Below are 18735 nucleotides of genomic sequence, written 5' to 3'. Positions count from 1 at the left end.
ATTTGGAGTGAGACACGCTTTGACTCTATGCCAATGTTTTAAAGTTCACTAATATACTGTTATCAAAGTATATTATGAGTCATTAGATGGCAGAGACCAAACGCGAAATACGAATCAAGCAGTTAGCAGAGTTACTCATTGGCCGCGAGAAGGTACATTTGAAAGCCGCAGCCGATAGCTTGAATGTATCTGAAATGACGATTCGTCGTGATTTTACTGAGCCCAATGAGCTTGTCAGCTTGATTGGCGGTTACGTGGTTCGTAAACAAGGGCGATCGCAAAATAGTGGCTACTTTTTAGATGAGCAAAGTGCCAATCATGTTGAAGAAAAGAAGCTGATAGGTCAAAAAGCGGCGCAGCATGTGCTTGAGAACCAAACTGTCTTTTTTGATAACGGCACGAGTATCGTTCATATCATTCAAGCGATTGACGATAAAATCCCGTTTACAGGGGTTTGCTTCTCAATGAATATCTTTGTCGCTTTGAAGCGTAAACCCAACTGCCAAGTGGTGTTGTGTGGTGGGGCTTATGATCCCAAATTCAATAACTTTTATCCGCTGAGTGAGCAAAGTGAAATTGATAATATTCGCTTTGATACTGTGTTTATTTCGGCGGCGGGAGTTGACCCAGAACAGGGTATCACTTGTTATTCATTCAATGAGTTACCTTATAAGCGAAAGGCAATAAAACAAACAGCAAGTGTAGTTTTAGCGGCTGACCATAGTAAGTTAGGCGTCGTAAAATCGGCCTTTGTTTGCCCTCTGTCAGCGGTGCATCACTTTATTTCTGACAAAGCGCTACCACCTGAATATCTCATTAAGTAACCAACGAAGTCACTGGTTAAGTAACGAGTTAAGTTATAGATAGATTAACTACTTGTACTTTGATTTATTTTTGAGTGACAAATACAAAAACAGAGGGATGCTCCCTCTGTTTTTTGTTTTGGCGTAAGCAGAACTTTTAAAGTGAAAGGATCACACCAGCAATCGCTGCACTCATTAGGTTTGCTAGTACACCAGCAGCAATAGCGCGGAAACCGTAGGTCGAAATGAAAGTGCGACGCTCTGGTACCAAGCTACCTAAGCCGCCAATCAACATTGCCATTGTTGAGATATTGGCAAAGCCACACAATGCAAAAGTGATAATTGCTTGTGAGTGTGCGCTTAGCTGATCTTTCACTTCCATTAGCTGGATGAAAGCGACGAATTCGTTGACGATGACTTTGTTACCAATCAATGAACCTGCGGTAATGGCTTCATTCCAAGGCACACCAATCAAGAAAGCAACAGGGGCAAACACATAGCCTAAGATAAGCTCAAAGCTTAGCGGAATACCCAAGGCGTCACCTACATGACCAAGCAAGCCGTTTAGCAAAGCGATCACACTGATGAAAGCCAGTAGCGTTGCACCAACGGCTACGGCAATACGTAAGCCTGACATGGCACCATCAGCAAGGGCTTCAACAACGTTAGTGGCACGAGGAAGCTCAACTGATGTAATTTCATCGTTTTGGTGCGTGTCGTCTGATGGTGGCACTAAGATTTTTGCCATTAATAAGCCAGCAGGTGCTGACATGAACGCGGCAGCAATCAGGAAGTTGAGTTCAACACCTAGCGAGGCATAACCCACTAGCGTACCCCCCGCAACAGAAGCGAGACCACAAGTCATTACGGCGAAGAACTGAGAGTCACTCATGTTTTTAAGGTACGGCTTCACAACCAGTGGTGCTTCAATCATGCCTACAAAAATATTTGCGGTAGCAGATAAAGATTCCGCACGACCTGTACCCAAAAACTTCTGTAAGCCACCACCGATCAGGTTAATCACTTTCGGCATTAAGCCAATGTGATAAAGGGCTGAAATCAGCGCTGAGAAAAAGATAATGATGCCAAGAACATTTATGGCAAATACAAAGCCCACGCTGCCCGTTGCCAAGCCACCAAATAAGAAGGCAATACCTTGCTGGCCATAATCAATGACGCCAGACACAGCATTAGTCACACTGTTTAGTGCTGACTTACCCGCAGGAATGTATAGCACTAATAGTGCAAAAGCGATTTGAAGTAAGAACGCCAGTGAAACTGTTTTTAACGGGATATTGCGGCGATCGGTCGAAAGCAAATAAGCAAACAATAAAATGGCTGCAATACCAATAAGCGAAGACATGGAAAACCTTTAAAAGTTATGTGTAACTAAAAGTGAGAGGCGCATTCTAGTGAGGTTGGAAAGGCTTTCAAGCAGGAGATGTTAGTAAGTTGTGATGCTGGGTTGATTTGTATGATATTAATTTTTGAAAGCCTTAACTAACAGTGAGTTAAGGCTTTCTGATTTTTTATTGTTGCCAATTGGAAAAGGTGTTTTGGTTTTTGTGCAAGATCTTGGAAACAATTTCGCTGCTAAAGTAACCGTTTTCGTGATTGGCAATAATCACAATTAGAGTTTGATATGGCGGCTGAGAGCTTTATCCCAATACGGCGTGTCGCCAATATATTGTTTAAAGAAGCTAATCACTGCTGCGATTTTGTGTGGTAAATGCGCCCGGCTTGGGTAAACCGCATAAAAGGGCATGGTTTGATTTGCTTGCCAGTCAGGCAAAAGCTGGATCAGTTTTTTTTCTTTAAATTCATCTTTCAATAGATAAGTCGCTAAGTATGCGACTCCCCATCCAGCAATGGCTGCATCTCGAACAGCCTCGGCTAGGTCGACACGATAGTTACCGTCAACATTCACGAGTAGTTGCTGATCAGCTTGTTTGAATGACCACGCGTGGTAATTACGTTGCCGGCTTTGATAGGTCAAACAGTTGTGCGTGGCTAAATCATCGGGGTGCGATGGTGCCGGGTGGTGCATTAAATACTCGGGCGCTGCCGCGACCACAAAACGGGTATCCGCTAGCCGCTGTGCGACATAACCTTCAGGAATGTGCTCGTAGTTGGTGATCCACAAATCGAGCCCGTCTTCGAGCATATCGGCTTTATGGTCAAATAAGCTTAATTCTACTTTCAGGCGAGGGTAGTGGCGCTGCAATTGTTCAATCGCAGGGGTTAAGTGCATGGTGCCGAAAGATTGAGAAATACCTAACCTTAGTACGCCAGAAATCTCATCACGGGCGTCATCAATCACAGCATTACCATCGCGCATGGCATTAACAACCTGTGCGCAGCAATCGAGGTAGCGTTCTCCTGCTTCGGTTAGGGTAAAACTGCGTGTCGTACGTTGCACTAATTTGATGTTTAGTGAGGTTTCAAGGGCGCTTATTTGCTTACTGATATGGGAGGTTGAAACTTCAAGCTGTTTACCCGCCGCTGTAAAACTACCGGCTTTGACTAAAGCGTGAAAGATGACCATTTGGCCAGCGCGTTCTGGACTCAAAATTGATGCTCTGTGATGAAAGAAAGCTCAACAGAGTATAGTGACTTTTTAAATAAGAAAAGAGGCTTAGCCTAAGGCTAAACCTCTTTGATTACTTATTAACGCAAATTGGCGTTATTGGTTTAATGCTTGGTTACTTCTTTGCTCTACGAAGAAAACCAAGACCAAGTAGAGAAAGCATACCAAACAGGCCGAAAGAACCGCCGCTGCCATCGTACGGTGGTACAACAACTTTTGGTTGCTTGGAGTCTTGCTCAGCGACAGTGACCTTCATTGACACTTGTGAACCAGTAACAACTTCAGTTTGCGCATTGCTCTTAGTACTTACAGGGCGCTTTAGCTGCATGGTAACAGTGTAATCACCAGGTTCAATGCCGCTGACATCGAAGTTAACCAGTTGCTTTTTAGCCTTATCAAGCGTTACTTTCGGTAGCGCAACTTTGCTCATGTCTTCAGGTGATGGTGAGAACGAAATCTCAGCGATATCACCTTCTAGCGCCTTGTCGGTTGGAACTGCATAAGGGACATCCATACGACCACTGTCGGTAGTTAGCAGAACTGGCGAACCATCTGTTTCACCGTAACCATAACCAAGGGCCATGATTGCAGAGTCGTGATCTGAAGAGCGGTAAGCGTTATCAGCATAGAATTTATGCGTGATTGCTTTTTCTTCATCTCTCTTAAGCCCTTTACGATCTTGGTTGTAATCAAACAATTTCGATTCAGCAGCATTGATGTGCCAATCAGTTGCATCTAATAAATGCTTTTCGAGTGACGGTGTAATTAAGATGTGGTCAAGTGAACCAATTTCATCATTGTAAGAATAACTCCAGCTAGTTTTATTCTTCTCTGCATCTTTAATGCTAACTGCATTTAGGTAGCCATAAGATTGCGTAATTACGCCACCTTCAGAACCAAACTGAGGCTTTTTGCCAATGAGAGTGTCTCGAGCTGCTTTCAGTGTTTTACCCGTTGGATTCGAGGTGAGCACTAGCATAGGGTCTTCATGGGCGTAAGAGTTCATGTCACCGATGATAACGCGGTCACCGCCAATTTTGGCCATTTCTTTACCAAGTTGGTAAGCAGCTGCGACACGGAAGTTTTCACATGAACCTTGGAAGTCGGCATTTTTAACATCATGTTTGACAGGGTCGAAACCTTCCCAACTTTCCCAGCCTTGCCAATCTTCCCAACACGTTGAGCCTTTAGATTTTAAGTGGTTGACTGAAACCGTAAGTTTTTTACCTGTATTAGCTATACGGAAAGTAGCCGCAATCGTGTCGCGTTGGTAATTCTTACCGTTTTCACGTATTTCACCTTTTTTGCCTACAATTGCAGAACCATTAGGGTAGGTGATCATTGGTGCCTGTTGCGAAGGCATCGGGATGATTTTTGCTTGCTCTAGCGATACTTTGCTTGGACGGTAAAGTAGACCTGAGGTAATTGCGTCAGAGCCGATAGAGTCAAATTCATCCAACAACATGTTGCCATCAGAGTCAAAACCCACGAACACATATTGGTTGTGAGTCGATCTTTCATCATTGCGGCTTGAGTAGTTCTCTTTGTAGTAGTACTCATTAACAGCGTTGACAAGCTCAGTGATGGCACTGTAATTACCAAAACCATTATTTTCGATTTCCATCAAGCCAATGATGTCGGCATCTAAGCTGTTAATCGCTTTAACGATTTTGGCATGTTGATGTCTAAATTCTAATTCGCTGTCAGCACCACGATTATCGTTACGTGGGTTGTCTGGACCACCAAACGGTGAGTTGAAGTAATTCAACACGTTTTGAGTAGCGATGCGAATCGCAAATTTGTCTGACGTTGTGCTGTCGTTAAGTTGTGGTTTAGCTTTACGGTCGGTGTTATGAGTAATGTTTTTTCCGCTAATGGTGTTAGTCGCCATGAGACGGTAGTCACCGTAACTGTATGAAATGACACCTTCAAGGCCTGTAATACTATCGTCTACACGAATATAGTCTTTACCTTTTGCTACCGTTTCTTTGTCATTGAAGTCAGGGTAGAAAGGGATTTCACCGTCTGCAGCTTTTTGATCAGTTTCGACATATAAGCGGTAATCGTTGTTTTGACGATCTTGTGCGATTGAACCATCGCTACCTGCAACATGTTCCTGGTTTGGTTGCATATTAGGACGCTTATATGCCAACACCATGTTGTTACGATTGCCGTCATAGTCGTAGCTAAAAGTACGTGAAACACGCATGGTTTCGTTTTCTTTAGTACTTTCGTCCATGTTGTCAGTTAAACGGACTAACATACCTTCATGGCGTTCTAGTGTTTTACGGAAGTATTGGCCATCAGATGGAATGCGTTTTAGGTCAACCGCTTTGGGCTTCACCGGTGTCGCATTTACAATTTCCCACTTATCATCAGTCGCTTTGACTTGAGTTTGGCCATATTTCTCTTCAACAAAACCTTTAACACAGATTTCTTGGCCAACCATTTCCTCTGAGACAACACCACCAGTCTTAATGAAGATACCGTCTGAGGTTAGTTCGTCACCATCTGGCGCATACAGGAAGAAACCTTTCGTTAAGCTTGTTGAAACAGCACTCACCACACCTTGAACTAAGTATTCATCATCACTTATGAAACCAGATTGAATCAGTGGTGATTTAAAGCTATTGCCTTGAATTTCACCCGGATTGAGGCGGCTCATACCGGATGCATCTGAACAAGGCGTTGCTGCAGGCTCGGCTGCTGCTAAGGTTGGGTCTCCAAGGCCATCAAATGTGTTTTGTGGTTTGGTGACCCATTCACTTAGATTAAACGTGGCATTTTGTTTCTTTACTGAGTCGAGGCGTTGTAATGTCCTTTCATCAATATGCTTCTTACTATTGCCAAACGTTCCCACTGCATCTAAGAATATTGGTGAGTCAGGATTTGATAGATCGGTAAGTGCAACAACGTCATTACCGTTATGCTGGAGCTCTTTCGTAGGTAGCGTTTTACTGTTATGTTTTTTTACGTTTGCTGCCAGCGCATCTAATAAGTTGGTATCCTTATTACTTGGTTTAGAATGATGAATAACGAGTGATTGACCTGCATCTAAGCTTTGCTCTGATAGGTCAATAGTCGCCGATGTGTAGATTTCCTTACCGCCGTCTTTGGTTAACGTTAAGGCTGTTCCTACTGGAAATTTAACCGTTTCAGAGCCTATATTAGTTAATTCAATCGCTTTGTTATAGCTACTACCTTCAACGTACTCAGAAATAATAACATCGTTAATATTCGCCATAGCTGGTGCTGCTAATATGGATGCGATAGCAGCGGAAAGTAAGGTGACTTTTTTATTCATGGGGTGTTCCTTTAATCCCTAAAATATTAATACTGGGCAATCAAATTAGAAGTACACGCGCGCGTAAGCGTAAGCAGCTTGTGCGGCTTCACCTGCGTTAGCTTCAAGAGCAATGATTGATGATGGTGTTGGTTTGAAATTCAAGCCAAGGGTTGCCCAGCGGCGGTCTTTACCCCAGTTGTGCTCTTTTGTGTCCCAGTACTGGCTGTCCTTATCCCACTCTTCAAAAGCTTCGTAGTTAACAGAACCTGTCATTTCCCAGCGTGAAGTAAATTCGTATTTACCAGAAATTAAGGCGCCTTTACGCTTTAAGGTTTGGTAATCGTTGTATTGGTAGGTTTTGTTGTTGGGGTCGGTAATGTCTGTTGGCGTTTTACTTTGTGCAATGTCTTCATCTTCCAAGTAACCGTTGAAACCCAGCATGAAGTTATCAGTTACTGAATAGCGCATTCCTAAACCAATGAGCTTCTGCTTACCGTATTTACTTTCACCTGCAGCACCACCGCGTCCTTCAAGACCAAGCACGGCAGAGAAGCCATCACCAAAGTAACCAAAATAGCCATTTACAATATCACCCAGTAATGAACCAGAAGATGATTTTGCGTTGTAACTGTAAGAAGTACCTAACTTGAATGCGCCATAGGTTCCTTCGTATTTTACAGTCGCATCCTGGTCGCCAGCTTCGCCGGTTTCCACTGTGGTATCAAAGGTAAAATCGCCCCACTTGTCGTAGTCATCAAACGCTGTATCAGTTAAACCAAATTCAACGTAATGCATTTCGTTTAGTGCATAGCCAATAAACATTTTATCAATGCTTAATACCATGTCGCCTGAGCCGTGTTTCCAGTTTTCACGCTCGTAATCAAGCTCTAAACGGTAGAACAGTTGGCCGTTTTTACCTTTAACACCTAGAGTGGCAAATGAATCATCAATGTAGGTTTGATCTTTGAAAAATTCACCATATTCGTAGCGAGCCCCAAAGTGACCGCCCACACCAACTTCACCGTATAGATGAAGGTTATCGCCTGATTCATCTTGATAAATGACTGCTGCATTAGCGCTTGTTGCTGCTAATAGTGTGGAAATACACGCCGCCAATGCTGTTTTGTTAGCCGTTTTAATATCCATTACTCGACCTTTGTAGTGTGATACCAACCGGAAGAAGTAACTATATAGTTACTGATTTATCCGAATTAGAACTTAAACTCTAAATGTTTTAAAAATATCAAATGATGATAATTTGTTTGAATTCTCACACCTGTAATCGTTATAGCTCAACGTGCTTACATTGGTTTTGTGATAAAAGTCGATATTCGCTTTGGTGCAGATCGGAAATCTGTGATGACAGTCGTATCAATAACTTGTGTGTGAGTTGGGTGTATTAAAATGCATCTAGAAGCAATGTTTTAATTTTAATGAATGTGAAATATTGGTACCGGGAGACAAAATATAGATGGAATTGTTTAGGGGGATAATAAATTCGCTATAACATTTGTTATTAAAATAACATGCTTTTTAGGCGCGTTCGGGTGTGTGGTAGTGAGGTGTAGGGAATGTGAATTCGCCCTGAGCGTATGAAGGAGCTCAGGGCGATAGTGTGAGTTAAGCGTTTTGTAGTAATACTGTATTTAGGTATTTCACTACGTAAGCTGCATCTTGTGCCGCTGTGTTTACTTTAGCGATGATTTTTTGTGCACGCTCATCATCAGCTTGAAGGCTTGCCTTCACTTTTTCGTTCATTGCTTCAGCCATTTCAGCTTTTTGCTTACAGTCATTGAAAAGAGCAGAAAGGAAAGTGATCTCAACTTCGCCACCATTTGCAAAAGCATCAGCTGCAATTTTGTAAACAGTATGGAATTTGTTTGCCATGTCTTTTTGATTTTCTTGGGTTTCTTTTGCCCAGTCGTTCGACCAACCTTTGAAAATAACGGCAATTTGTGGATTTGGCGTAAGTTGTACTTTTTGCATTTGAAGAGATCCTAGATGCTTGTGATTTTAGCTAGCAGAATGATCAAATTGTGATTCTGATTTAGTCGTAGGCATAGTAAATGAGCTCGCCGATAGAGGGAAGGGCAATTGCTTTTAATGCCAATTCTTGCTGTTTTTATGAGCAAATGTTTTTGATGATGTTTATTGGAGTACGGGAGATATGGGGTGTGGGATAGAAAAAAGCCTGCAAAAGCAGGCTCTTAAATTTGGTGCTCGCTACTGGACTCGAACCAGTGACACCTTGCATGTCATGCAAGTACTCTAACCAACTGAGCTAAGCGAGCAAATTGTGTGATAACCCCAATTTCGGTGTTATCGAAAATGGTGCTCGCTACTGGACTCGAACCAGTGACACCTTGCATGTCATGCAAGTACTCTAACCAACTGAGCTAAGCGAGCAAATTGTGTGATAACCCCAATTTCGGTGTTATCGAAAATGGTGCTCGCTACTGGACTCGAACCAGTGACACCTTGCATGTCATGCAAGTACTCTAACCAACTGAGCTAAGCGAGCAAATTGTGTGACAACCCCGATCTCGGTGTTATCGAAAATGGTGCTCGCTACTGGACTCGAACCAGTGACACCTTGCATGTCATGCAAGTACTCTAACCAACTGAGCTAAGCGAGCAAATTGTGTGACAACCCCGATCTCGGTGTTATCGAAAATGGTGCTCGCTACTGGACTCGAACCAGTGACACCTTGCATGTCATGCAAGTACTCTAACCAACTGAGCTAAGCGAGCAAATTGTGTGACAACCCCGATCTCGGTGTTATCGAAAATGGTGCTCGCTACTGGACTCGAACCAGTGACACCTTGCATGTCATGCAAGTACTCTAACCAACTGAGCTAAGCGAGCAAATTGTGTGACAACCCCGATCTCGGTGTTATCGAAAATGGTGCTCGCTACTGGACTCGAACCAGTGACACCTTGCATGTCATGCAAGTACTCTAACCAACTGAGCTAAGCGAGCAAATTGTGTGACAACCCCGATCTCGGTGTTATCGAAAATGGTGCTCGCTACTGGACTCGAACCAGTGACACCTTGCATGTCATGCAAGTACTCTAACCAACTGAGCTAAGCGAGCAAATTGTGTGACAACCCCGATCTCGGTGTTATCGAAAATGGTGCTCGCTACTGGACTCGAACCAGTGACACCTTGCATGTCATGCAAGTACTCTAACCAACTGAGCTAAGCGAGCAAATTGTGTGATAACCCCGATTTCGGTGTTATCGAAAATTGGTGCTCGCTACTGGACTCGAACCAGTGACACCTTGCATGTCATGCAAGTACTCTAACCAACTGAGCTAAGCGAGCAAATTGTGTGATAACCCCGATTTCGGTGTTATCGAAAATTGGTGCTCGCTACTGGACTCGAACCAGTGACACCTTGCATGTCATGCAAGTACTCTAACCAACTGAGCTAAGCGAGCATCTTTTCTTCCACTGTTCGTCAATATAGGAACAACGGAACGGAAAAGATATTAGCGACTCCATCTTATTGGCGCAAGTGTTTGAGTTCTCTTTTTCAGCTTTCGATGTGCGATTGGTTATCAAACATACGGTTTGCTTGTTCGCAGTGCTAAGTGTTTGGAATAATTCTTATATTCCGACTTTAAACTGGCACCGTTTAAAGGTTCGCTGCCAAAAAAGGGTGTGTTCTAAAATAGCATCTCGAAAAGCTCGATGTAGATCACCATCAATATAATGGTGTTTGTAAGAGCGTAATGCCTCTGCGCCTTGAGCATCCCCATACGGTAAGTTGGAAATTAACCGATTGAGTGGCGGTTGTATTTGCTGGTACTGAGAATCTAATTCAGCCATATAGGGCTGAAGTATTGGGCTATAAAGACGGTAAAAGACATTTCTTAAATATTCAGCGGTTTGCTGATTGCGGTTCTTACCACATAAGATTTTATCTTCATGCTGGCTTAGCAGCTGGGTGGTGATGTTCAACCACTGTGTTGCATTGGCAATGGAGTAAAAAAGCTGACCAAAATACCGACTACGATAGATGTTTTGCTGGTGGCTTAAGAGCTGATCTGCAAGTTGATCATCAATGATCTTTTGAGTGGAGGCGAGATCACTGATCGTCACTAGGTCTTCAATGGCGGCAATATTGGCGTGAAAGCCACCAAACTCTTGATGCGGAAAAGTCTGAGGGTAGAGGGTTAATTGTTGTCGCCACTCTTTACCAGTGAACAACATGTTCCAAATGGTACGAGGTAGCTGCGCCTGTTTGGTTGCTAGAATTGGGACTAATTCATTTTTGACATCGCTTTCGTTTGGCAGTGTATTAATGCAGTGCATTAACCCTGATAGCAACAAAATTTCGTATCTGAGTGAGCGCGTCTTATCTTGCACTTTTCCTAAGCTGGAATTGCGTTCAGCAATGCGCTGGAACAATCCACACTGCCTTAATTCATAAGCATCTAATAAACCAATCCGAATGTCATCAACAGGAAGGGCGAGATCTCGCTTTGCTGGCAGTCTAGGTAATTCAGGATCGGAGTAGGGGATGGATTCGACATCAAGCACAGTGGCAAGTCGTTGGTGGTAGTCGGCAAATTGCGCATGGCTACTATTATCGCAACCGCTTAGTAGCAGGCATAACACCAAGGTTATGCCTGACTGTAAAGATGAAGGTTTGAGTCGAGTAAGCCAATCAATCCGTAGCATGGCTTAAGTATATACGTTAGAGATAGTTAGGGTTATTGAAGTAGTTCGTGATCCGGTGGCAGTAATCGAGAAATCCACAATACGAGTTTGTGTTTCATATTTACGCCATCTTCTTGGTCTACCGCGAGTGGGGTAATTTGTTTGTATTGAACCAGTAAGCGATACACACATTCCACTTTATCAGTGGATGAAACATAGCGATCTAAGTCACTGTAACCTTGCTTTTTGGCGAACGCGAGACCGAGTTCGAGTGCCTTTTTCAGTAGCTTGGCATCGTTTTTGTTTTTTTTCATCTTACTTCCCTTAACGAGTTTTCGTCACGTTTTGCATGGGTAACTTATTGATACCAAAATAGTGTTTGCAGGCATTTTGGTATCGATTGCCTATAAAGTGACAGACCTGTAATCAAAGTAAGCACTGTGAAAAGAGTTAGCAAGAAAAGAAAGGGAATTATGAGAACAAACTTCAACTTGATGACTAGCCTTAGTTCTTACAACCAAGTTGATGTCATTAAAAAGCGGGAAAGAAGATAAAGTAAAGGCGATCAATTGATCGCCTTTACTGGGTTTGAGTTTCACACTGAAGTGAGCAAGCCGGTATTAACGTTGCGCTAATGCCAACTGCATATCTGCAGGTTGACGCTGTAGCCAACGCAAACGTGAACCTAGCATTACAGCAGAAGATGATAAACCAAAGATGGTGCCAATCCAGAAACCGTGTGGTCCCATTGGTTCAGTCACCCAATTTGTCATGCCTAAGGTATAACCCATAGGTAGGCCGATCACCCAGTAAGCGATAAAAGTACGAACAAAAATCGCACGCATATCTTTATAGCCACGAAGTGCACCCGCAGCCACGATTTGAATAGCGTCAGTACATTGGTAAATCGCAGCGAGTAACAGTAGCTGGCTGGTAATGATAATAACTTCGGCATTATCTGTGTAAATCGCAATGATTTGCTCGCGGAAAACGACCGTTAAGGTTGCTGTTGTTATTGCGATTAAGAGTGCACAAGCTAAACCACAGTAGCTACTGACTTTCGCGCCTAAGAGATCTTCTTGTCCTAGCTGATGCCCAACACGGATACTAACAGCCGCACCTAAGCTCATTGGTAGCATAAAGACTAATGATGAGAAGTTCATAGCGACTTGGTGTGAAGCGACCATCACGGAGCCTAATGGTGCAATCATAAGTGCTACAACTGCGAATAATGAAATTTCAAAAAACATGGATGCAGCAATAGGGAAGCCCATCTTGAAAAGGCGACTAATTGCTTGGGTGTCAGGCTTATGCCAAGTTTGAAATAAGTTAAAGTTCTTTAAGCGAGCATTGCAGCGCACAAAGATGAGCATTGAGAAAAACATCAACCAGTACACGATGGCGGTAGCAACACCACAGCCAACACCACCTAATGCAGGCGCACCAAATTTACCGTAAACAAAAATCCAGTTAAGTGGAATGTTAGCGGCTAACCCGACAAAACCGATCACCATCGACGGTACTGTAAAAGAGACACCCTCGGAGAAGCTTTTTAAGGTTTGGAACATCAAAAAAGCAGGCACGGCAAACATCACTGCAAACATATAGCCGTTAGTTTTGACGGCGAGTGATTGTTCTATTCCCATGTAATCAATTAAGAAGCTGGCGTTATATAGCAGCAACATAATAGGGACAGACACGAGTAGAGCAAGGTAAAAGCCGTGTTGAACTTCAAACGGGATACGCTCTTTTTTACCAGAGCCATTAAGTTGCGCCACAATTGGGATCAGAGCAACTAATAGTCCAATACCAAATAAAATTGAAGGTAGCCAAATACTGGATGCAACCGATACGGCCGCCATATCTGAGGCACTAACACCACCAGCCATGACGGTGTCGATAAACCCCATGGATGTTTGGGCTACAGAAGCAAGAAGAACGGGGATAGTGAGTTTGAGTAAACGTCGAGTTTCTCGTTTGTACTTGTGCATGAATATACCTGATTTCAAGCATGTTCTGGAGGATGCCAGAGAATGCGGGGGCATTATAATCGCTTATCAGATGTTTTCACGCTTTTTGAAAGGAGAAACTTAAGCGTGTATTTGCACTTAAACTCATTTGATTTGCGTGATGTTTTATAACTACGCAAGTAATCAAGCAGTTATGGTTTCCCCGTGGTAAAAAATGGCTCGGTTTTTACCTTCACTCTTCGCTTGCAATAACATGTTATCAGCCAGTGCATACGCGTTTGTTTGCTCTGGTGTGGTTTCTGTAACGCCAATACTGGTCGTTAAGTGAATATTGGTATGTTTTAGTGCCATTGGCGTTTTACTTACCATGGTAAGTAAGCATTTTGTGAATTGGCGAATATCTTTTACCTGATGCTGTTCAATGAAAATAGCAAATTCTTCGCCACCAATTCGACCAAATAAACTCTGGTCGCCAATACAGTTGGTACATACTCGGCAAAAATGTTGAAGAACATCGTCACCAACTAAGTGACCATGCGTGTCGTTGATTTTCTTGAAGTTATCTATATCGAGAATTAATAACCAGCCTTTGCTTTGGTATTTTCGCTGCTCCATTTGTTGCCAGAAGAAACGGCGGTTAGCAACTTGGGTTAATGGGTCGATATTGGCTAGGTACTGTAACTGTATGTTGGCGTTTTTTAGCTCAGCGGTTCTTTCTTGCACCTTTTGTTCAAGCTCTGCATTGCTTTTCGCCAACAGTTCGTTCAAGCGGGTGGTTTCACTTTGCTCTAATTTAAGTTGTTGGATAGTCGCTTGAAGGTGATCTGCCATATCGTTAAATGAAGAAGCAAGTAGCCCAAGTTCATCTTGACGATTGACTTTTATTCGCGAGCTCCATTTACCACCACTGATCAGTTTGACGCCACGTTGGAGCTGAGCAATAGGGCGAAGCATATAGTGGGTTACTTTTGAGCCGTAAAAAATAGCAAGAGAGACCAAAAAAAGAGTGAAGGCAACAGCGAAGTATTTGGTGGCAATAAATTCCCCGATGAAATCACACATAGGGGATATAAAAAGAATGGTTAAATGACGCTTTTGCCCAATTTGATATTGGGTATGGGCACCAATCCACGGATCGCGCCCGACATGAAACTTTGAAACGCGGGGCTCACCGCCATTGGGCGCTAAATTGATTTTGTTCCATAGGATATTCGCGACAGGAGTAAGCGGGGTGCCTAACTCCATTAGAGGAGGAAATTGGTCTGTTGAGCTAGCAACAATCGTCCCTTCTTCACTGATCAGCATAATGCTGCTGTTTTTACTGAGGGTGTTTTTCGCCAACTCGTGTTGGAGTGTGTTTAAGGTTAGATCTAAGCCCCATACACCAAGAAGGTTGCCCTGCTCATCGTATTGCGCTTTCGCTAAGCTCACACCTAATACTTTTTCGATAGCCCCTGGGTAGATATCACTCCACACAGGTCTATTACTGGTTACTGCCCGGCGATACCATTGGCGAACACGAGGGTCGAAGTGTTCATTCGTATTGATGATTTGAGTACCTTTGCCCGATGCGTCAGCACTATAGCTAATGGTTTTCCCTGCTTTGGGATGCTCAGTTTCAATCCGAATAAAGTTACCGTTTTTGTCACGACCAAGTGAGAGTAGGCCGCCTTCAGCATTGGCAAAGTAGAGATAATCGATTTGTTGGTGGTGAGCGAGAACGCTAGAAAGGTAAGCCAGTAATTTGTCGCGATCTTGCACAATTTGAGCAAAGTCCTGATCGCTTTTATCTTGATGTTGGTAAACAGTGTAAGCTTCGTCGAAGAAGTCATCGAGATGGTTGGTGATAACACGACTAGATTGTCGAAACATTTGTTCGACACTTTTTTGCAAAATTTGGTCAGAGCTGGCATACCACATTAAGCCGATAGGGATCGCAGTTATCAGTACGAGAAGTGATAACGTTACTTGGACCCGAAAGCTCAAATTTTTGGTGTTTATATTCACCATATTAGGCATCCAACGTGGCACGTAAGTAATATTCTGCTAAAAGAGATGGCGAAAGGATAATATAACAAGTATGAATGTTTCAAACGTTATAGAAGAAATAGAAGATTTATCTATCATGAAACGTTAAGGTAGCAAGAAAATAACTACATTCATGGTGATGCTAGTATGCTTACTCATACAAGTATCTCGATGACATCTTAAATGGTGGAGACAATATGTTTACAGGTATTGTGCAAGGTACGGCAGAGATTGTTGCGATTGAGAAAAAAGAGCAGTTTCAAACCCATGTTGTACGCTTAGACCAAGCTTGGCTAGCGGGAATTGAACTCGGGGCGTCTATTGCTCATAACGGTTGTTGTTTGACGGTGACTAAGGTTGATGGCGATCTTGTTTCATTTGACCTGATGCAGGAAACACTTAAAGTGACTAACTTAGGTTTGATGCAAGTGGGCGATAAGGTCAACATCGAGCGAGCTGCTAAGTTTGGTGATGAGATTGGCGGTCATTCTATGTCTGGACACATTATGTGTACAGCGACCGTGAAGGAGGTGATCCGCACTGAAAACAATTGCCAAGTCTGGTTTACCATGCCTGCTGCGCAGATGAAGTATGTGTTCACCAAAGGTTATATTGGGATTGATGGTATTAGTCTGACTATTGGTGATGTGGTGGATAACACCTTTAACGTTAATTTGATCCCTGAGACGTTAGCGCGTACTAACTTATCTTGGCGTGAGCAAGGCGATGTCATCAATATCGAAATCGATCCGCAAACTCAAGCCGTAGTGGATACGGTTGAGCGTGTGATGGCGAGTAAAGCCGCGAGCTAAACAAGATTCAATGAAAATAATAACGCCCAGCATTAGCTGGGCGTTGTTGTTTCTAGTGCTTATAACTCTGCTGCCATACGAATTGAATTGAAGCCAACAACATCAACTTTACTTGTCTTTTATGAGTGCTCAGAAGATTTGCTCATCATCGGCATCAATAAAGAGGTTAATGGTTTTATGTTGTTCATCAACCTGCATGTTGAGATGAATAGCATGACAGCAAGCAGGGCAATCATCATAAAACTCTTGGCTTCCACCGCTAGTGTCTAACGTAATGTGAATATGATGACCACAGTGTGGGCAGGTGGCCGTTTGTTCTGAATAATGTTTCATCTGTAACTCCTCAATGCGCTAGGCACATACTGCTTAAGCGTCCTTGCTTATATGCGAACATCTTTTGTGTATCGTGTTAGTGGACGTCGATATATTTTCACTTTAGCGTGTCGTTATTCTTTCTGCCTAAAATTAACTATAAAGTTTGATTTCGTAAGTAAATTGAGAGACTGATAAATAACTAGATCCCAAAATTGGATAATTTTTCTAGCTATATGCTCAAACAGGCTTATGCGAAGGATTTATAAAGTGTTGAAAAGGGAACAAACGATGAAGCGCAGAGGAGACAAAAGTTGAGCTTGATGCAAGATGTTATGACTTTGCACCAAGCTGTGAAAAATTATTAATTATAAAGAGGTTAATAATTCTTGATTTACTTCGTGAAGCGAGGAAAGTTTACTATCGGCAATCGCCCAGCGAGGATCACTTGCCACAACATCTTCTGGTACTACGATCCCTTTCATGCGAGCAGCTTTTGCTGCTAATACACCATTAAGTGAATCTTCAAATGCGACACAATATTCAGGGGCAACACCCAGTGCATCAGCAGCATTGATGTACACCTCTGGGTGAGGTTTACCAAAACGTAGGTGTTCAGCAGACACAACTACTTCAAATTCGTCTTCAATTTCAAGTGATTTTAAAGTGGTTTGGATCAGGCTCATCGGTGAAGATGATGCTACCGCCAGTTTCAAGTTCAGTGCTTTACAGTGCGCTAATGTTTCACGAACACCCGGCATCATAGGTTTGTATTCTGCAACTAACTCTTCAACGCGACGAACAAGATTTGCCGTCACTTCTTCGCAGCTAGGTCCTTGCCATGGTTGGCGAGAAAACCAAAGCTCAACCACTTTATCGACACGTAAACCAGTGGTTTCTAATGTGTCTTCTTGGGTCATTGCAACCCCAAGGTTTTGAAATACTTCAACTTGCGCTTTTTGCCAGAAAGGTTCGGAATCGACCAATAGGCCATCCATATCAAATACAGCCGCTTTTAACATCTTACATAGCCATTATGGTTATCAAACAGAAGCATCGCCTGAACATGTTAATGATCAGGCGATGTGAAGAAATGAGATTATGCAGCGAGGATTATTCCGTCAAGCCAAGTTTATTGATTATGTGCTCTGCCTGCCGTAGATATTCTCCACCGAATAGATTGCAGTGGTTCAGAACATGGTAGAGATTATAAAGGTCGCGACGATCTTCATAGCCTTCATCCAGTGGCCATACTTGGTTGTAGCCTTCATAAAAACTTGGAGGGTAGCCGTTAAATAGCTCTGTCATAGCAATATCGCATTCACGGTCGCCCCAATAACTGGCAGGGTCAAAAATGATAGGGCCATTAACTGAAAGTGCACAGTTGCCATGCCATAAATCACCGTGAAGCAATGAAGGTTTTGGCTGATGATGAACGAGATAGTCAATGACGTTGCCAGTAATGGTATCTATGCTACCAAAGCGAATCCCTTTTTCTTCGCAGAGTTGTAGTTGCCATGCGATACGTTGTTCCGCAAAGAAACGGCACCATTTTCGACGCCACTTGTTAGGTTGCGGTGTTAGCCCAATATAGTTATCGAGGTCAAAGCCGTATTCTGCTTGTTCGCCCCATAGGTGCAAGTTAGCCAGTGAACGCCCTAACTCAAATGAGGATTCATCGTCCATCGCTTTGGTTGGGAGATAATTGAGCACTAAGAAGGATTTCTCTCGGCAAGTGCCAAGGTGGATCAGTTGCGGGATTTCAATGCAGTCCGCTTCATTGAGCAAGCGTAAGCTTTCCGCTTCGGTTTCAAATACGGCGACATGTTCGCGGTCATTCAATTTGATGAAGAAACGATCTTCACCATCGCTGATACAAAAGCATTGATTGATATCGCCACCATCAACAGGTTGGTGTTCCCGAATTTTGAACGGTCGATCCAGTACATCTGAAAGCTGGTGAGAAATTGCTTGCCACATAGCACCCTCCACGGCAAATCGATCAATGAAGAAATGTATCAACGCTTGAAAAGCCTAAGGTTTCATCAACATATTAGACTATTTATCGAACAAATAACCGTGCGTTTATCAAGGTTTTATCGCTATGTTGATTTGATGCGTGGACTTTCCTGCCAAATCACTGCCCAAAAGCGCATGAAATAAGACGTTTGACGAAGGTTATTTCTAAGGCGGGAAAGGAAACGTTTCGCTGTAGTGAATGTGGTAATTGGCTGAAAAAACAGGAGGTATTAGCATACCTCCTGTTATG

The 18735-nt window shown here is 43.0% G+C and carries 14 protein-coding genes and 11 tRNA genes; 2 read left to right on the top strand and 23 right to left on the bottom strand.

Annotated elements, in window-relative coordinates; genetic code table 11:
- Positions 1-86: 86 nt before the first annotated feature.
- Positions 87-824, top strand: a complete 738-nt coding sequence (deoR, locus tag A3K86_RS04290) for a DNA-binding transcriptional repressor DeoR (protein WP_068328179.1) — start codon at positions 87-89, stop codon at positions 822-824.
- A gap of 136 nt (positions 825-960) precedes the next feature.
- Here the strand turns inward: deoR and A3K86_RS04285 are convergent, their stop codons facing one another.
- The 20 genes from A3K86_RS04285 to A3K86_RS04190 form a co-directional block, all read right to left on the bottom strand.
- The gene (locus A3K86_RS04285) at positions 961-2166 is read right to left on the bottom strand and encodes a NupC/NupG family nucleoside CNT transporter (RefSeq protein WP_068328174.1); all 1206 of its coding nucleotides are present in this window, start codon (positions 2164-2166) and stop codon (positions 961-963) included.
- Between the two features lie 267 nt (positions 2167-2433).
- Positions 2434-3372 carry a LysR family transcriptional regulator gene (locus A3K86_RS04280; RefSeq protein WP_107270185.1) on the bottom strand — a complete coding sequence of 313 codons (939 nt, stop codon included), beginning with the start codon at positions 3370-3372 and terminating at the stop codon, positions 2434-2436.
- A gap of 133 nt (positions 3373-3505) precedes the next feature.
- Positions 3506-6694, bottom strand: a complete 3189-nt coding sequence (locus A3K86_RS04275; RefSeq protein ID WP_068328172.1) for an ExeM/NucH family extracellular endonuclease — start codon at positions 6692-6694, stop codon at positions 3506-3508.
- A gap of 45 nt (positions 6695-6739) precedes the next feature.
- The gene (locus A3K86_RS04270) at positions 6740-7822 is read right to left on the bottom strand and encodes a porin (RefSeq protein WP_068328170.1); all 1083 of its coding nucleotides are present in this window, start codon (positions 7820-7822) and stop codon (positions 6740-6742) included.
- Positions 7823-8296: 474 nt separating this feature from the next.
- Positions 8297-8662 carry a hypothetical protein gene (locus tag A3K86_RS04265; protein ID WP_068328167.1) on the bottom strand — a complete coding sequence of 122 codons (366 nt, stop codon included), beginning with the start codon at positions 8660-8662 and terminating at the stop codon, positions 8297-8299.
- 228 nt (positions 8663-8890) lie between these two features.
- A tRNA-Val gene (locus A3K86_RS04260) sits at positions 8891-8967 on the bottom strand.
- Positions 8968-9005: 38 nt separating this feature from the next.
- Positions 9006-9082, bottom strand: a tRNA-Val gene (locus A3K86_RS04255).
- Between the two features lie 38 nt (positions 9083-9120).
- Positions 9121-9197 (bottom strand) — tRNA-Val (locus tag A3K86_RS04250).
- Between the two features lie 38 nt (positions 9198-9235).
- A tRNA-Val gene (locus A3K86_RS04245) sits at positions 9236-9312 on the bottom strand.
- 38 nt (positions 9313-9350) lie between these two features.
- A tRNA-Val gene (locus A3K86_RS04240) sits at positions 9351-9427 on the bottom strand.
- 38 nt (positions 9428-9465) lie between these two features.
- Positions 9466-9542 (bottom strand) — tRNA-Val (locus tag A3K86_RS04235).
- Between the two features lie 38 nt (positions 9543-9580).
- Positions 9581-9657, bottom strand: a tRNA-Val gene (locus tag A3K86_RS04230).
- Between the two features lie 38 nt (positions 9658-9695).
- Positions 9696-9772: transfer RNA gene (locus tag A3K86_RS04225), tRNA-Val, on the bottom strand.
- Positions 9773-9810: 38 nt separating this feature from the next.
- Positions 9811-9887, bottom strand: a tRNA-Val gene (locus A3K86_RS04220).
- Between the two features lie 39 nt (positions 9888-9926).
- A tRNA-Val gene (locus tag A3K86_RS04215) sits at positions 9927-10003 on the bottom strand.
- A 39-nt stretch (positions 10004-10042) separates the two neighbouring features.
- Positions 10043-10119, bottom strand: a tRNA-Val gene (locus tag A3K86_RS04210).
- A 169-nt stretch (positions 10120-10288) separates the two neighbouring features.
- Positions 10289-11302 carry a DUF3080 domain-containing protein gene (locus A3K86_RS04205; RefSeq protein ID WP_232321927.1) on the bottom strand — a complete coding sequence of 338 codons (1014 nt, stop codon included), beginning with the start codon at positions 11300-11302 and terminating at the stop codon, positions 10289-10291.
- 95 nt (positions 11303-11397) lie between these two features.
- Positions 11398-11658 (bottom strand): DUF5062 family protein, encoded by a 261-nt coding sequence (locus A3K86_RS04200; RefSeq protein ID WP_068328164.1) that lies wholly within the window; start codon positions 11656-11658, stop codon positions 11398-11400.
- A 306-nt stretch (positions 11659-11964) separates the two neighbouring features.
- Entirely contained in the window at positions 11965-13335 is a 1371-nt protein-coding gene (locus A3K86_RS04195) for an MATE family efflux transporter (RefSeq protein WP_068328162.1), read from the bottom strand.
- Positions 13336-13497: 162 nt separating this feature from the next.
- Entirely contained in the window at positions 13498-15234 is a 1737-nt protein-coding gene (locus tag A3K86_RS04190) for a sensor domain-containing diguanylate cyclase (RefSeq protein WP_269747605.1), read from the bottom strand.
- 305 nt (positions 15235-15539) lie between these two features.
- On the opposite strand from A3K86_RS04190, the gene A3K86_RS04185 reads away from it, so the two are divergent.
- On the top strand, positions 15540-16154 hold the full coding sequence (locus A3K86_RS04185) for a riboflavin synthase (RefSeq protein WP_068328155.1): 615 nt from the start codon (positions 15540-15542) through the stop codon (positions 16152-16154).
- A gap of 129 nt (positions 16155-16283) precedes the next feature.
- Here A3K86_RS04185 and A3K86_RS04180 read toward each other — a convergent pair whose 3' ends face one another.
- From A3K86_RS04180 to A3K86_RS04170, 3 genes are all read right to left on the bottom strand, one after another.
- Positions 16284-16487 (bottom strand): CPXCG motif-containing cysteine-rich protein, encoded by a 204-nt coding sequence (locus A3K86_RS04180; protein WP_068328153.1) that lies wholly within the window; start codon positions 16485-16487, stop codon positions 16284-16286.
- A gap of 347 nt (positions 16488-16834) precedes the next feature.
- Positions 16835-17488 (bottom strand): hexitol phosphatase HxpB, encoded by a 654-nt coding sequence (gene hxpB, locus A3K86_RS04175; protein WP_068328151.1) that lies wholly within the window; start codon positions 17486-17488, stop codon positions 16835-16837.
- 91 nt (positions 17489-17579) lie between these two features.
- Positions 17580-18446, bottom strand: a complete 867-nt coding sequence (locus A3K86_RS04170) for a fructosamine kinase family protein (protein ID WP_068328149.1) — start codon at positions 18444-18446, stop codon at positions 17580-17582.
- Between the last annotated feature and the right edge of the window lie 289 nt (positions 18447-18735).

It is taken from the genome of Photobacterium jeanii (genome assembly GCF_001650345.1).
Lineage (GTDB): Bacteria > Pseudomonadota > Gammaproteobacteria > Enterobacterales > Vibrionaceae > Photobacterium > Photobacterium jeanii.
Note: the sequence above shows the minus strand (reverse complement) of the source record. Positions and strands in the feature narration are given on the sequence as shown.